Source organism: Paraburkholderia franconis (assembly GCF_009362735.1).
GTDB classification, from domain to species: domain Bacteria; phylum Pseudomonadota; class Gammaproteobacteria; order Burkholderiales; family Burkholderiaceae; genus Paraburkholderia; species Paraburkholderia franconis.
Genome location: NZ_WHNP01000123.1, coordinates 1 through 13,057, shown reverse-complemented (window position 1 = coordinate 13,057; position 13,057 = coordinate 1). Strand labels below are relative to the sequence as shown.

Annotated in this window: 19 protein-coding genes and 1 pseudogene; 5 read left to right on the top strand and 15 right to left on the bottom strand. The window is 61.0% G+C overall.

All coding sequences use genetic code 11. The annotated features are described in order from the left end of the window. On the top strand, positions 1-245 hold a 245-nt coding region (locus tag GCT13_RS50250; RefSeq protein ID WP_407670898.1), incomplete at its 5' end, for an IS3 family transposase. Between the two features lie 49 nt (positions 246-294). On the opposite strand, the gene GCT13_RS44695 is transcribed toward GCT13_RS50250, so the two are convergent. Next, the gene (locus GCT13_RS44695) at positions 295-495 is read right to left on the bottom strand and encodes a hypothetical protein (protein ID WP_227747348.1); all 201 of its coding nucleotides are present in this window, start codon (positions 493-495) and stop codon (positions 295-297) included. A gap of 294 nt (positions 496-789) precedes the next feature. Between GCT13_RS44695 and GCT13_RS50245 the strand changes: the two genes are divergently transcribed. Further along, positions 790-969: an ACT domain-containing protein gene (locus tag GCT13_RS50245; RefSeq protein ID WP_227747347.1), complete on the top strand. Its 180-nt coding sequence runs from the start codon at positions 790-792 to the stop codon at positions 967-969. A 143-nt stretch (positions 970-1,112) separates the two neighbouring features. Here the strand turns inward: GCT13_RS50245 and GCT13_RS44685 are convergent, their stop codons facing one another. From GCT13_RS44685 to GCT13_RS44670, 4 genes and pseudogenes are all read right to left on the bottom strand, one after another. Continuing rightward, the gene (locus tag GCT13_RS44685; protein WP_227747346.1) at positions 1,113-1,904 is read right to left on the bottom strand and encodes a 2OG-Fe(II) oxygenase; all 792 of its coding nucleotides are present in this window, start codon (positions 1,902-1,904) and stop codon (positions 1,113-1,115) included. A 354-nt stretch (positions 1,905-2,258) separates the two neighbouring features. Then, positions 2,259-2,510 (bottom strand): transcriptional regulator, encoded by a 252-nt coding sequence (locus GCT13_RS44680; protein WP_152768107.1) that lies wholly within the window; start codon positions 2,508-2,510, stop codon positions 2,259-2,261. A 221-nt stretch (positions 2,511-2,731) separates the two neighbouring features. Continuing rightward, a pseudogene (rpsU, locus tag GCT13_RS44675) lies at positions 2,732-2,944 on the bottom strand (30S ribosomal protein S21). 88 nt (positions 2,945-3,032) lie between these two features. After that, positions 3,033-3,317 carry a hypothetical protein gene (locus tag GCT13_RS44670; RefSeq protein ID WP_152768106.1) on the bottom strand — a complete coding sequence of 95 codons (285 nt, stop codon included), beginning with the start codon at positions 3,315-3,317 and terminating at the stop codon, positions 3,033-3,035. Positions 3,318-3,504: 187 nt separating this feature from the next. Here GCT13_RS44670 and infA point away from each other — a divergent pair, with 187 nt between their 5' ends. Together infA and GCT13_RS44660 are read left to right on the top strand one after the other, a co-directional pair. After that, positions 3,505-3,771, top strand: a complete 267-nt coding sequence (gene infA, locus GCT13_RS44665; RefSeq protein ID WP_152768105.1) for a translation initiation factor IF-1 — start codon at positions 3,505-3,507, stop codon at positions 3,769-3,771. A gap of 350 nt (positions 3,772-4,121) precedes the next feature. Further along, positions 4,122-4,325: a cold-shock protein gene (locus tag GCT13_RS44660; protein ID WP_152768104.1), complete on the top strand. Its 204-nt coding sequence runs from the start codon at positions 4,122-4,124 to the stop codon at positions 4,323-4,325. Between the two features lie 104 nt (positions 4,326-4,429). Here the strand turns inward: GCT13_RS44660 and rpoD are convergent, their stop codons facing one another. The 9 genes from rpoD to merT form a co-directional block, all read right to left on the bottom strand. Continuing rightward, complete coding sequence (gene rpoD / locus GCT13_RS44655) at positions 4,430-6,460, bottom strand: RNA polymerase sigma factor RpoD (RefSeq protein ID WP_152768103.1); 2,031 nt, start codon at positions 6,458-6,460, stop codon at positions 4,430-4,432. A gap of 684 nt (positions 6,461-7,144) precedes the next feature. Continuing rightward, entirely contained in the window at positions 7,145-7,432 is a 288-nt protein-coding gene (locus GCT13_RS44650; protein ID WP_321575033.1) for an RNA recognition motif domain-containing protein, read from the bottom strand. A 308-nt stretch (positions 7,433-7,740) separates the two neighbouring features. Next, complete coding sequence (locus GCT13_RS44645; RefSeq protein WP_152768101.1) at positions 7,741-7,974, bottom strand: DUF6566 family protein; 234 nt, start codon at positions 7,972-7,974, stop codon at positions 7,741-7,743. A gap of 289 nt (positions 7,975-8,263) precedes the next feature. Beyond that, positions 8,264-8,515 carry a broad-spectrum mercury transporter MerE gene (merE, locus tag GCT13_RS44640; protein WP_152768100.1) on the bottom strand — a complete coding sequence of 84 codons (252 nt, stop codon included), beginning with the start codon at positions 8,513-8,515 and terminating at the stop codon, positions 8,264-8,266. Beyond that, positions 8,508-9,164: an organomercurial lyase MerB gene (merB, locus tag GCT13_RS44635; protein WP_152768099.1), complete on the bottom strand. Its 657-nt coding sequence runs from the start codon at positions 9,162-9,164 to the stop codon at positions 8,508-8,510. Before merB ends, merE begins: the two co-directional genes overlap by 8 nt. A 13-nt stretch (positions 9,165-9,177) precedes the next feature. After that, positions 9,178-10,857 (bottom strand): mercury(II) reductase, encoded by a 1,680-nt coding sequence (gene merA, locus GCT13_RS44630; protein WP_152768098.1) that lies wholly within the window; start codon positions 10,855-10,857, stop codon positions 9,178-9,180. Positions 10,858-10,902: 45 nt separating this feature from the next. Then, on the bottom strand, positions 10,903-11,334 hold the full coding sequence (gene merC, locus GCT13_RS44625; protein WP_152768097.1) for an organomercurial transporter MerC: 432 nt from the start codon (positions 11,332-11,334) through the stop codon (positions 10,903-10,905). Positions 11,335-11,352: 18 nt separating this feature from the next. Next, positions 11,353-11,628: a mercury resistance system periplasmic binding protein MerP gene (gene merP, locus GCT13_RS44620; RefSeq protein WP_152768096.1), complete on the bottom strand. Its 276-nt coding sequence runs from the start codon at positions 11,626-11,628 to the stop codon at positions 11,353-11,355. A gap of 13 nt (positions 11,629-11,641) precedes the next feature. After that, positions 11,642-11,992, bottom strand: a complete 351-nt coding sequence (gene merT, locus GCT13_RS44615; protein ID WP_152768095.1) for a mercuric ion transporter MerT — start codon at positions 11,990-11,992, stop codon at positions 11,642-11,644. Positions 11,993-12,063: 71 nt separating this feature from the next. Here merT and merR point away from each other — a divergent pair, with 71 nt between their 5' ends. Continuing rightward, positions 12,064-12,519, top strand: coding sequence for an Hg(II)-responsive transcriptional regulator (gene merR, locus GCT13_RS44610; RefSeq protein ID WP_152768094.1), 456 nt, complete (start codon positions 12,064-12,066; stop codon positions 12,517-12,519). A gap of 292 nt (positions 12,520-12,811) precedes the next feature. Here merR and GCT13_RS50240 read toward each other — a convergent pair. Continuing rightward, positions 12,812-13,057 (bottom strand): IS3 family transposase (locus tag GCT13_RS50240; protein WP_407670961.1); only part of this gene is annotated, 246 nt, incomplete at its 5' end.

Genomic DNA, 13,057 nt, shown 5'->3' with positions numbered 1-13,057 from the left:
AGCACTTCGCAACGCATGAACAGGCGCGTCGACGTGTGTTCTCATTCCTGGAAGGCTGGTACAACATACGCCGCCTGCACAGCAGCATCGGTTATTGCTCGCCGCTCGAATTTGAAAACCTGCATGCGCCACATCAACCGACATCGCATCGCGGGTTGCCCACCGCCGGGCAGCGTCATGGGCGAGAGAAGCGCCCCGCTGCCCGTCCGTGGACAACCCGCTGCTCAACGCCCAATGGAGGCTAAATCACATTCAATCTCTGACTGCAGATCGGTCCGCTGAACCGGGTCAACCTCAGAACATGTCGGAGACCATGGTCATTCCCCCCCGCATCCACTGGCCGGAGCCACCAAATTCGGGGTGGTTGAACTGGGCCATGCTGCCGTTACCGCGAATCACAGACTCCAGCATGCTCATCACGGCGTCCGTGCTGAACCCATGTCGCTGGGCTACTTCTTCGATCAATCGCTGGCCGGCGGGGGTAAGTTTTCGCATGGTGATCCACTCATAGTTTCTTCCGACATCGGTTATAGCGGCGCCCGCTGCTCAGCGCCGGACGGGGCAATTCAGCGAGGATCGCGAAAATTAGGCAACGTGGCTGTGTGACTAGTTCAGTGCACCAACGCGAAACAATCGGGGGACAGGTTGCGCGGTTTCACGTCAAGCTCCCGCAGCCGGTCGCCAATTTCCGTCGTTCGACGCTACGCTCGAATTGGTCGACAATCCGCTGATGGCCCACGACCCGGGGGCGCTTTAAATGACGTGGAACGACGCCGCACAGGAGGTAACATGAGCCCAGCCTCGGATCTCTCCGTTTTGTTAAAAACGTTGGAGCCAGTGCTTAACCCGGGCGTGTTTGTGTTTGCCTCGGTCGAGGACCGATCGGTCCTCGCCAGTCATTACACGGCAAGCTTCCGTTGTAGACGGTTCCCTGCCCCCGTAGTTATCGGCGGTTGTGCAATGTCGTGACTCGGCATTGGCTGCGCGCGTATGCCATCGGCACCATGCCGATACGGATACTAACGAAATCCGACGCCAGACAGACAGATTGTCAACCTGATCCGAAAGGGCGCGATCATGGACGTTAGCCACAGCTGCGCACGCGCTTCGGCTTACACCCGCTGCCTCATCCAGCAAGCGATGCTCATGCGATCGCGCGTGGCGGGCAGCACCTCGTGTTCAAACTGTGCCGAGAGAAACAACAGCAGCGTTCCGGCGCGCGGAAAGACGTCGTGGTATGACTGATCGGCAAGGTAGAGCCGCAGTGCGCCGCCCTCGGCGTCCTGCCACGCTTCGTTGAGGTAGAACACGGCGGAGATCACGCGGCTGTCGTTGTTACGCAGGCAGTCGAGGTGGCGTGCGTATACGGCGCCTGGCCGATATACCGCGTAGTGCGATTCGCTATCGACCAGGCCAAGAAACAGGTCGCGGTTGAGCGCGATCCGTAGCGCTTCGATACGATTGGCGAACGCCTGCTGCGGCGTGCTCAGCGCCTCAGGTACGAACCAGTGCGTGCTATCGCCGCGCAAAAGCGTGGCAGCGCGATCGGCCCCTACACGGGCTGGTGTCAGCAGCTGCGCGTCGTGCATGGCCATGCATTCGATTGACAAGGCCTGCGTCTGGGTCTGTGACAAAAAGTTCGACACGACACACCAGCCATTGCCGGCGAGCGCGCGCGTCGCGATGTCGAATTCGCTGGATCGAGAATTCGTCGAGACATCCATCGCCTCTTCCTGAGCGGCGTCGCTGGTCAGGCAATCAACGAGCAGTTCGATTTCTGGTTCAGTCAGAGGTCGTTCCAGAAACTCATCCCCTTTCATTTGCTCGATCGAGTACTCGCTCGCGTCTGCTACAAGCTTGCCAAAACCATCAAGCGTTGGTGGGGTCGCGTCGACCACGGGCATTGAAACGCGCCGGAGCCCAGGAGGAAGGGGCGGGTTGAGGTAGTCGATCTGTTGGGACATCGACGCAGTCTACACGAGTCGGACATACCGACCGCTGATGCTCGAATGAAGGCTTCGGCCGACCGTTTTGTACACGTGGAAAACGGCCATTGAGACAACGTCGGACCTAACGGCGGAAGCGGGTCGCCTTCCGTCAGTCCCCACAGATGAAGTGCTTCAACGCAGATGGTTTGCAGACGCAAGGGCGGTACTTGCGGGTACTCGCTCGTGCATGCATCGTCACGTCTGGTGCGAGTACCCGCTTCCGCCAGTCGGCCATCTTCGACCGGCATGGCGCCCGGGATCTCATTCGGGTCAGGCGAAGACGCCCGCGTCGAGATCTCTCCTGAAATGCTGTAGCCAATCGCTTTCGTCGCAGATCGGGTATTCCTTCGTAACCTGCGTCGATAGCCTGGTTATGCTGACATAGCCTTGTAGGCCGCAGTTCTCGTCACTCTTGGGATCGGTCGTATCGGCTTCCCAAAGATCGAAATCCCCTTCTACGAAACCGTTCTGCTGCAAAGTCGCGAGAAAATCGTTTCGTTCAGCTGGTTCAATAAGCCGCATGTTCGTCCCCTGATGTGTTCAACGCAGGCATCGTCAATTGTTGCCTCTGCACCCTCGGTCGACGCTTTCGTTTCGTCTGCAGCAACATCGAATCCGTCGTTGTCGTCCGATGGGGCTTCCCGTGCCTTCCGGGCGTGAGGTCATTGCGTGCCGCAGCCCGGGACGCAACCACTTCGCGCTCGTGACCGGGGGGCTGCATCTACGGGGAAAACTGAACCGTCTCAATACATCTTCTTCGGCAGTTGCGACCGCCGAATGCGCTGGCGCAATCGCGCAACGGCAGCTGCCTTCTTACGCTTGCGTGCGGCAGTTGGCTTTTCATAACACATCCGCGCTCACGGTTCCTTCAGCAAGCCGGCGTTCTCGATGGCCCGACGGAAGCGGCGCAGCGCGACCTCGAGCGGTTCATTCAGCTTCGGAGTTATGGTAGTCAAATCAATCCTTCAGTTTGCCTCGAACGACGGGGATTGGCTTCCATGCGAACATGTGGAGGATTTTCGTCGCTGCTAGTGCGTGAGTTAGTTACAAGTCGGCAACGGATGTGCCATCCACCTTTCCGTCGATGATATCTCTGCCCCGCTGATAGGCGATCCTTCTGGCTACTCCGAAGTCGGGGACGGAGTCCTCTAACTGAAGCCGAAACACGCGGCTCCCACCGCGCTCCCCGGCCCCCGCACGACAAATACGTACCGCGATGTCATAGCCTTCGGCATACCTGGAATGCGCATCAAATCGGGGAAACGCGCGCGAAAAGACCAGCGGATAAAGTTCGAATCCCTTGTAGATGCTCGGTTCTAGCGTTGACATGACAATTCTCTCCCGCAAGGGGATACCTGACTATACACGCCATTTGTGGGGTGAAATGGGCGACGGATCGCCGACGACATGAACCCTTATAAGATGTCGCGCACGCAGGTGCCAGAACGGCGCCCGTCACGAGCGCATGGGCTATCGACGCCGCCCAGATCCTATATCCATTGAACAGGAGCTATGCATGGCAAAAGAAGAATTGATTGAACTTGATGGCATCGTTGATGAAGTCCTTCCGGATAGCCGTTACCGCGTCACGCTTGACAATGGCGTCGTCGTTGGCGCCTATGCGTCCGGACGGATGCGCAAGAACCACATTCGCATTCTTGCGGGCGACCGCGTCACCCTCGAACTGTCGGTCTACGATCTGACGAAGGGACGAATCAATTTTCGTCACAAGGACGAACGCACTAGCGGCGCGGCACGTAGCACGCCATACCGCCGTCGTTAAAGCAGGGGCAGGCGCACCGGCGATCGCACTTGACCTGAGGATTGCAGCCGGTTGCACTCGATCTGCCCTCAAGGGGCAACCCGCGCCGGGCGGCGCTCGCACGCTGAATACCCGAGTCCCGGAGCGACCCCATTGACCGTACCAGCCGACTCGTGCCGCAAGCGTTGCACGGTGCGGTGTAGAGAATGCCGTGTTGTCAGCCAGTAGGGGCGGCGCATCTGGCGCCTGACCCAATATACCGGCGTGGTTCAGAAAAAACTGGATTGTCGGCGACGGCCCCCGCGTGATACAAGATTGCCGTGCAGGCCAGTCGTGTCATTTATAGCCAATCTACCTGGAACACTCAGAACATGGCAACAGGTACCGACAAGTGGTTTGACGATGCGAAGGGTTTCGGGTTCATCACGCCGGACGACGGCGGCGAAGACCTGTTTGCGCACTTCTCCGAGTTTCAGGGAAACGGCTTCAAATCCCTTCAGGAGTGCCAGAAGGTCAGCTTTGAAGTCAAGCAGGGTCCGAAAGGGAAACAGGCCGCCAGCATCAAGCCGCTGTAGGTTTTCCGCGCACGCGAACGCGTCATGTCAGCGCAGCGATCACCGATGCGTGATCGCTGCGGGTTTGGAGCAGGACATCGAAGGGACGTCGCTCCCGGCTTTGCTCAGCGTTCGAGAAAGAGCTTCAGCTTGTTCGCGCAACTGGGATGCATCAGTTTGCGCATCGCCTTGCTTTCGATCTGGCGGATCCTCTCGCGGCTGACGTCGAACTGCTTGCCGACTTCTTCAAGCGTGTGCTCAGAGGTCATATCGAGCCCGTATCGCATCCGCAGCACCTTGGCCTCGCGCGGCGACAGCACGTCGAGCGCCTCATCGATCGCGGCGCGCAGGTTCGCGTGGATCGCGGCCTCGGCCGGTGAACTTGCAGAAACGTCCTCAATCATGTCACCGAGCGTCGCGTCGGCATCGTCGCCCACTGGGGTTTCGAGCGAGACAGGTTGCCTGGCGATCTTGAGGAGGCTGCGCACCTTTTCCTCGGACATTTCCAGGCGCCCTGCAAGCACGGCAGGATGCGCTTCCTTTCCCGTCTGCTGCAGGATTTCGCGCGAAATCCGGTTAAGCTTGGTGATCGCGTCGTTCATGTGCACCGGCACACGAATGGTCCGCGACTGATCGGCCAGTGCGCGCGTGACGGCCTGCCGGACCCACCATGTGGCGTAGGTCGAGAACTTCCAGCCGCGTCGGTATTCGAATTTGTCCACCGCCTTCATCAGGCCGATATTGCCTTCCTGGATCAGATCCAGGAACTGCATGCCGCGGTTCGCGTATTTCTTGGCAATTGAAATGACAAGACGAAGATTCGCCTCGATCATCTCCCGCTTGGCCTGCCGCATTTTCGACTCCGCGGCAATCATCTGGCGGTTGAGCTGCTTGAGTTGCGGGAGCGGTAGCGAGACCATGGCCTCGACGTCAATGAGTTTCTGCTGCCCGGCCTGAATGGCCGGCAAATGTCGCTCGAGCGCCGCGCCAAACGGCCGCGAAGTCGCCGCCATACGGCTGGCCCATTGAAGGTCAGTCTCGTGGCCCGGGAACGACTCGACAAACATCTCGCGCGGCATGCCGCACCGGTCGACGACGATCTGCAGGATGGTGCGCTCGATCGTGCGAACCTGAGTAACCTGTTCCTGCACGTTGGCGCACAGGCGGTTGATGGTTCTGGCCGTAAAGCGGATCGGCGCCAGTTCGCGCTGGAACTCCGAACGCACTTGCGCAACGGCGGCGGAACAGGCTTTCCCAGTAACGGGAACATCCGGCAACTGCTCGAACAGGGTCCGCACGCGCGCGAAAACCGCAAGACTGTCGTTCGTGAGCTGTTCGAGGCGTGCTGCATTCGCCTTTTCCGAATCCCCGGTGTCCGTTTCAACGTCGTCCCCGTCTGGCTCATCGTCGGAGACGTGTGCGTTCACGTCATCTTCGTCGGACTCCAGCGTCATTTCGCTTCCGTTGGCGTCCCCGCTGATGCCATCGACCAGTTCGTCGATACGCAGTTCGCCGGCAACGATGCGGTCCACATCGGCAAGAATCGTCGACACGATCGACGGACACGCAGCGATCGCCTGAATCATGTCCTGCAGGCCGTCTTCGATGCGTTTCGCGATCTCGATTTCGCCGGCGCGGGTCAGCAGTTCGCGGGCACCCATTTCACGCATGTACATCCGGACCGGATCAGTGGTGCGGCCGAATTCCGAATCGACGGTCGACAGCGCAGCTTCGGCTTCCTCGTCCGCCTGATCGTCGGATGCCACGGCAGGCGCGGCGTCGTTTAACAGGAGCGTCTCGGCGTCAGGCGCATGCTCGTGCACTGCCACGCCCATGTCACTGAACGTGCTGACGATCGTCTCCATCGCAGCCGTTTGCGTAAAGTTGTCGAGCAGGTGATCGTTGATGTCCGAGTGTGTGAGATAGCCGCGCTCGCGGCCAAGCGCGATCAGCGCGCGCATCTGGCGTTGACGCTCCTCGCCCCGGCGCGCCATCGACGCCATGTCCAGCGGTGTTTCGACGGCCAGCGTTGTTCCCTTTGAGACGCGGCGGCCGGCTTTTGATGCAACTGCGACGGCGCGGGGTGTGGAATCGTCTCGATCAGGATTCGCCAATACATTCTCCTCGACAGGTTGGCTGACGATCGTCGCGAGCATGACAGCAGGCCAATTTGCCTGCCGGACGATGTTGTGCGACGCAATACGCGGCGGGTGCGGCTTTATTAAATCGCCGGCGGGTCAGGAGAGAGGCTTTCGATCTGCGTGGCACACACCCGTCTTTGCGTCATGGTATGCCCAAAAACACGAAATTACTGACACTCCCCCATGTGGCTGAGCGATTTTTGAAGACAGTCAACGTGCAACTCAGCACGAGGGGCTCACCTAGCCTGGTGTCAGGCAAGCCCTCCTGCCAGGATCATCAAAACGAGGTTCGTGTCCCTATACGTTGTTGCATTTTTTGCATGACCGTCTCGTGTCGGTCGGGAAAGGGACTATCGTAAGTCTTTCCTGAACGGCCCAAACGGGTCGAAGCGTCATTAGACTCGTCAGTTCGCCAGCTCCCCTGCTACCGCGCACGGCCACATCCAATTCTGAAGCCGAGTCGGCCGAGCAAATCCCGCCCGTCCGAGCCACCCGAACTCCCGCCTCACACCGCGAGCGTTCACGCTTAACCGGGTTTTCCGTTCCACTGCACCTCAAACCCCTAGTCTCCGCGCCCTCCTGCCGTCCGGGGGCCAGATACGCACGACAGGTTCCCTACTTCTTGTGACGCGGTCGGGGTCGTGACCCCAGATGGGGTGCCGTCTTGATCTGGATTTTGTACTTTTCATGCATTCGACACTACCAACGCCTACCGCCAGACCGTCCGCCACCTCCACGGGCATCGGGGCGGGGGCGAGCCTCGTTAACTTTAAGATTCTGCCCCTTCAACTCTTTGCCGTTCATGCCGTTTATCGCCGCCAGCGCTTCCGCTTTTGCCGGCATTTCCACAAACCCGAATCCTCTTGACTCACCACTGTATTTGTCTTTGGTGATCGTGGCCGATGAGACTTGTCCAAAAGCTTCGAAAGCATTTCGTAAATCCTCATCCGTAACTCCGCTCGACAAATTGCCCACAAAGATATTCACACTGATCTCCATTGAGTTAGATCTCTCGCCCGCTTCGGGTCGCTACCTCGAATCGGGCCGTGCTGTAGAAGGGATCGTCGTCGCGAGGCGTGATGATCGCGTTGCTCACGTGCACTCCCCCTCTAAGCGCTCTAAGCGGGGCCAGCGCGTCGAATATACGAGGGTAAAGCCTTGGCACTACAGATCCTCAACAGATTGGCCTTTTTACCTGCGAAGCGGATCGTTATCGGCGCAGACCCGTGAGTGCAGCCATCAGTGTCCAGCGATAAAACGCCGCCGCGCACCACATGGCAGGATGCCCGGCACGATCAGTCGCTGGCGCTCTGGTTGTGCAGGTTCACGAACCCACGGCCCTGCTCAATTCCTCCACGAATCGCCTCCGCTTCCGTCGCCCATTCCGGCGGTGAAGTCTCGGGTAGATGCACGGGCACAGTGACACCATCCTTGACGACGGTGATTTGCACATACCACGCGTCACGCTCGTTTTGTTTCGCTTCAACTGTCAAGATGTATTTTCCGTGAACGATCGTCTCTTTGCCCATCGCTGGTCTCCTACGGAAACAACCATCGAACCACACGATCGTCTTGCAGGAGCAGGACTGGACGTGTAGCTCAGCCTGGCGCTCGTGCCGGGCCGCACGTCATCTGACGCCGAGCGGATGGTTAATCGGGGTACCGTCAAGATTCGGACGTTTAGGCGAAACCGTCAGATTTGGGCCTGAGACATTGATGCGGAGGCGTCAACCATTGACGAAAACGACTCTAATCTGACGCGTTTTGTGTGACGCCTTGACGTCCGGTTGAAGTATGCCTCAACCGGACAGCCACCGTTTAGCTACGGGGCAATCGGTGCAGCCTACGAAACGCCTGCAGGGCCCGCGTCAGGAACACGAAGAAGAGTGCCAGCAGCGCTAACGCAGCAACGCCCCAATGCGCGTTGACGAAAGCGCCTGCAGCCGTGCCGGACAGCACGACCAAAAGGACAGGCAGATGGCACGGACAGGTGAGCGCGGCCAGCGCACCCCAGACGTAAGCTCGCCAGCGGGAATCGTGAGTGACCCCGGGCGAGGAGGAGTTACTCATGGTCGGCGCCCCCGACGTTTCGCTGCCGGGTGCTCCGCAACAGCCCTTGAGCACGCTCGCGACCGACGGTAAAGGCATCCTGGACGCTCAAGATCTCAATGCCGGGGTGCTTCGTGGCCCAGTCCCGGGCCACGGTGGCGGAAGCGAAGAAGTGCACATGACAACAGAACGCGTGGCGAATGTCCGTTGTGTTCTGCGGCATGATCAGCGACACGGCTGCGCCCGCCGGTTCGACCTCCCGTATTGCGGTGGGTGTAACCGTGAGCGACACTGTCGCGCCGGTGGCCGCACAGCGCGAGACCACATGGGCAGTCCGATTGATCAGGGCCGGGAAGAACAACGTGTCGAACGCACACCACGTGTACAGGCGCCGGCCGTCGATTTCGAAGGCGTGCACCGTCTCGCGCAGCGTCAGCCCATAGCCGACGACGTTGCCGTCGTCGTCCCGCTCGGTGCTGACCGCCTCGTGCAGTGCGGCGGCGACTCGCTCAAGCGGCCAATCCAGGATTTGGGCGAGCGTTGCTGGTGAAACCGGACGCCCCCTGGCGAGTTCGCGCAGCAGCGCGACAAAGAGGTCCGCAAAGCCTTCGGACCGGTTGGCCATCATCAGGCGCGTGACGAGTTCATCCGTGTAGTGTGCAAGATCCATCTGACTCCTCCTTTTAGCCGGCACAGCATGATAGTTGCGCCACATCCTTGATGAAGGTTTGTGCGGCGAGCTTCAGCCCCTCCACCATCGTCAGATACGGGAACAGCTGATCGGCGAGTTCCCGCACCGTCATGCGTGCGTGCATCGCCAGCGCGGCGGTCTGGATGATCTCCCCCGCGTGCGGAGCCACTGCCTGCACGCCGATCAGCCGGCCGCTGCCTGCCTCGGCGACCAGCTTGATGAAACCGCGCGTGTCGAAATTGACCAGCGCGCGCGGCACGTTGTCCAGCGTCAGCGTGCGGCTGTCGGTTTCAATCCCGGCTTGGTGCGCCTGCGCCTCCGTGTAGCCCACGGTGGCCACCTGCGGATCCGTGAACACCACAGCGGGCATGGTGTCGAGATTCAGACGCCCGTCGCCGCCAGTCATGTTGATCGCCGCGCGCGTGCCGGCCGCCGCCGCCACGTAGACGAACTGCGGCAGGTCGGTGCAGTCGCCGGCGGCGTAGATGTCCGGAGCGCTGGTCCGCATGCCGGCGTCAATCACGATCGCGCCGCGCCCGTCGAGCTGCACACCCGCCCGCTCCAGATTCAGACCGCTGGTATTGGCAGAGCGTCCGGTGGCGACCAGCAGCTGATCGGCCCGCAATTCGCCGTGGTTCGTGGCGAGCACGAATTCGCTACCGATATGTGCCACTTTGCTGGCCTGCGTCTGTTCCAGTACATCGATGCCTTCGGCGCGGAATGCAGCCGTCACCGCTGCGCCGATCGCCGGGTCTTCGTGAAAGAGCAAGGTGTGGCGCGCCAGGATCGTCACCCGGCTACCGAGGCGGGCGAAGGCTTGCGCCAGCTCGACCGCGACCACCGACGAACCGATCACCGCCAGCCGCCTGGGGATCGTGACGCTGGCCAGCGCCTCGGTCGACGTCCAGTACGGCGTATGCTTCAGGCCGTCAATCGGTGGCACCGCTGCGTTCGCGCCGGTGGCAATCAGGCACCGGTCGAACGACACGTCGTGTTGGCCGCCGGTGGTCAGCGCAACCGTGAGCGTATGGCTGTCCTTGAAGCGCGCCGCGCCGTGCAGGACGGCAGTGTTCGCGTTCGATGCCAGGATGCCTTCGTATTTGGCGTGGCGCAGCTCATCCACGCGGCCCTGCTGCTGAGCGAGCAGGCGCGAACGGTCGATCACCGGCGCGGTCGCGCTGATACCCGCATCAAAAGGGCTCGACTGCCGTAGGTGCGCAACGTGTGCCGCGCGAATCATGATCTTGGACGGCACGCAGCCGACATTGACGCAGGTGCCGCCGATCGTGCCGCGCTCGATCAATGTGACCCGCGCACCGTTTTCGGCAGCCTTCAGGGCAGCCGCCATCGCGGCGCCACCACTGCCGATCACGGCAACCCGCAGCGCGCCGTCATCGCCGCTACGCTGCCCACCAGCCCTCGCCCGGCCGGGCGCCTGGTCGAGCTGGCCTGCGGATCGGGGTGGCACGTCAGCATCCCTGGCGCGGTACCCGGCCGTCCTCACAGCGGCGGCCAGCGTCTCGTGACTGACGCCTTCATCGATCGCCACATCGGCCAGCGCATTGGGCCAGGAGACCGCTGCCGAGCGCACGCCGGGCACGTTCTCCAGCGCCTGCCTGACATGCTCGGCGCACGACGCGCAGGTCATCCCGTCGATCTTCAGCGTCATCATGGGCACGCTCCGTTCTTTCATGAATGTTTCCAGTTGCCCTGCGGCTCAGCCCTTGGGCACATGGCCCGCACCCGAATCACGCGCGTCGGTGGGGCAGACGCGATGCGCCGGGGAGATCAGGTCCCAAATCGATACGGCCAACATGATTGCCAGACCGGTGTACAGCACATCGGTGCTCCAGTCGAAGCGCCGAAGCGGGTATCGTGCCGCCAATACGAGGCCGGGGCCGATCACGCCGAGTGCGGTACGGTGCCACTGCCGATGACTGAGCCATCCCAATGCATTCGCGAGCAGCGCGATCGCGGCAAACGCCGGCAGCAGGATGCGGATGAACAACCCTTCATACTGGCTCAGGAAGCCGAGGCCTATGGCCGCGCCCAGACTGGCGATGGCGGGAAAGCAGCTCGCACAGCCCATCGCTGACACGATGCTGCCGAGCAATCCGGCCTTGTCGGCCGCACGTGTGACGAACGACATTTCAGTACCTCTGAAGTTTCAGCGCTTGACCGACGACGGATAGCCTGCATCCGCCGTGGCCCGGGTCAGCGCCTGCACGTTGGTCTTGCCGTCATCGAAGGTCACGATGGCTTCCCTCTGCTCGAAACGGACATCCGTTTTTTCGACGCCCGCGACCTTAGAAAGCGCGTGCTTGACCGTGATCGGGCAGGCGGCGCACGTCATGCCGGGCACCGACAGCGTGACCGTCCGGGTTGCAGCCCAGACGGGGGACGCAGCAGCGATGAGCGCAAGCGTGACAAACAGCTTTTTCATGGCGAACTCCTCGTCAGTAGAACAAGGGCAGGACGTAGGGAAAGGCGACCGCAATCAGCACCAGCAAGACTACGATCCAGAAGATGAGCCTGAACGCCGTGCGCACCTGCGGAATCGCGCACACTTCACCTGGTTGGCACGCCTGCACCGGCCGGAAAATGCGCCGCCGCGCAAAGAAGAGCGCTAGCAGCGCGGTGCCAATGAAGATCGGGCGATACGGCTCCAGCACCGTCAGATTGCCAATCCACGCTCCACTGACGCCCAGCGCAACCAGGACCAGTGGCCCCAGGCAGCAGGTTGAGGCGAGAATTGCAGCCAGTCCGCCGGCGAAGAGCGCGCCGCGCCCGGTTTGCGGCCCAGCCATACGCTTGTCCTTTCGAATACCGAGTGTTTAGCGTAACCTTACTTCCGTACCTAAGTACGGAGTCAAGCCTGATGCAGAACGATCCTGAGAACCTGACGATCGGCGCGCTGGCCAGGGCGGCCGGCGTCAACGTGGAAACGATCCGGTTTTATCAGCGCAAGGGGCTGCTGCTCGAGCCGGACAAGCCTTATGGCGGCATCCGCCGTTACGGCGACGCGGATGTGGCGCGCGTGCAGTTCGTGAAATCGGCCCAGCGGCTGGGCTTCAGCCTGGATGAGGTCGCTGAACTGCTCAGGCTGGAAGACGGGACCCACTGTGACGAAGCGAGCAGCCTGGCCGAACACAAGCTCAACGACATACGGCGGAAGCTCGCGGATCTCGCCCGGATGGAAGCCGTGCTATCTCAGCTCGTGTGCGCATGCCACGCCCGCCAGGGCAGTGTCTCCTGTCCGCTGATCGCCTCGCTGCAGGGCGGCAAGGAGCTTCGCGCAGCCGGCGCAGGCCGATCGGCAACGCTGCTGTCTTAGCTAAGACATGATGGATAAATGGGAACTTCTGCGCGTCGTCGTGGTTACTGTTGGCGCGTCGTTCGTGATCGGAACTGCTGTGGGCGGTTTTCTGGCGTTAAAGTCGCATCGAAGAGCCGCCCTCTTGGTCTGGCTGATGGCGACTCTTGGTGGTTTCGTGTTTTCATGCTCGTTATGTCCATTGGTTTGGTCACGATCGCACTCCCGATTTTGCTCACCTGTGTGGCGATAACTACTGGGTGAGGTTGACCCGGTTCAGCGGACCGATCTGCAGTCAGAGATTGAATGTGATTTAGCCTCCATTGGGCGTTGAGCAGCGGGTTGTCCACGGACGGGCAGCGGGGCGCTTCTCTCGCCCATGACGCTGCCCGGCGGTGGGCAACCCGCGATGCGATGTCGGTTGATGTGGCGCATGCAGGTTTTCAAATTCGAGCGGCGAGCAATAACCGATGCTGCTGTGCAGGCGGCGTATGTTGTACCAGCCTTCCAGGAATGAGAACACACGTCGACGCGCCTGTTCATGCGTTGCGAAGTGCTC

Bases quoted from the DNA above. Each gene is read 5' to 3' on its own strand.
- GCT13_RS44670 (WP_152768106.1), bottom strand. From the start codon at position 3,317: ATGTCAACGCTAGAACCGAGCATCTACAAGGGATTCGAACTTTATCCG.
- merP (WP_152768096.1), bottom strand. From the start codon at position 11,628: ATGAAAAAGCTGTTTGTCACGCTTGCGCTCATCGCTGCTGCGTCCCCC.
- infA (WP_152768105.1), top strand. From the start codon at position 3,505: ATGGCAAAAGAAGAATTGATTGAACTTGATGGCATCGTTGATGAAGTC.
- GCT13_RS44645 (WP_152768101.1), bottom strand. From the start codon at position 7,974: ATGGGCAAAGAGACGATCGTTCACGGAAAATACATCTTGACAGTTGAA.
- merT (WP_152768095.1), bottom strand. From the start codon at position 11,992: ATGGCTGGGCCGCAAACCGGGCGCGGCGCGCTCTTCGCCGGCGGACTG.
- merR (WP_152768094.1), top strand. From the start codon at position 12,064: ATGCAGAACGATCCTGAGAACCTGACGATCGGCGCGCTGGCCAGGGCG.
- merE (WP_152768100.1), bottom strand. From the start codon at position 8,515: ATGAGTAACTCCTCCTCGCCCGGGGTCACTCACGATTCCCGCTGGCGA.
- GCT13_RS50245 (WP_227747347.1), top strand. From the start codon at position 790: ATGAGCCCAGCCTCGGATCTCTCCGTTTTGTTAAAAACGTTGGAGCCA.
- GCT13_RS44695 (WP_227747348.1), bottom strand. From the start codon at position 495: ATGCGAAAACTTACCCCCGCCGGCCAGCGATTGATCGAAGAAGTAGCC.
- GCT13_RS44660 (WP_152768104.1), top strand. From the start codon at position 4,122: ATGGCAACAGGTACCGACAAGTGGTTTGACGATGCGAAGGGTTTCGGG.
- rpoD (WP_152768103.1), bottom strand. From the start codon at position 6,460: ATGCTCGCGACGATCGTCAGCCAACCTGTCGAGGAGAATGTATTGGCG.
- GCT13_RS44680 (WP_152768107.1), bottom strand. From the start codon at position 2,510: ATGCGGCTTATTGAACCAGCTGAACGAAACGATTTTCTCGCGACTTTG.
- merA (WP_152768098.1), bottom strand. From the start codon at position 10,857: ATGATGACGCTGAAGATCGACGGGATGACCTGCGCGTCGTGCGCCGAG.
- merC (WP_152768097.1), bottom strand. From the start codon at position 11,334: ATGTCGTTCGTCACACGTGCGGCCGACAAGGCCGGATTGCTCGGCAGC.
- GCT13_RS44685 (WP_227747346.1), bottom strand. From the start codon at position 1,904: ATGCCCGTGGTCGACGCGACCCCACCAACGCTTGATGGTTTTGGCAAG.
- merB (WP_152768099.1), bottom strand. From the start codon at position 9,164: ATGGATCTTGCACACTACACGGATGAACTCGTCACGCGCCTGATGATG.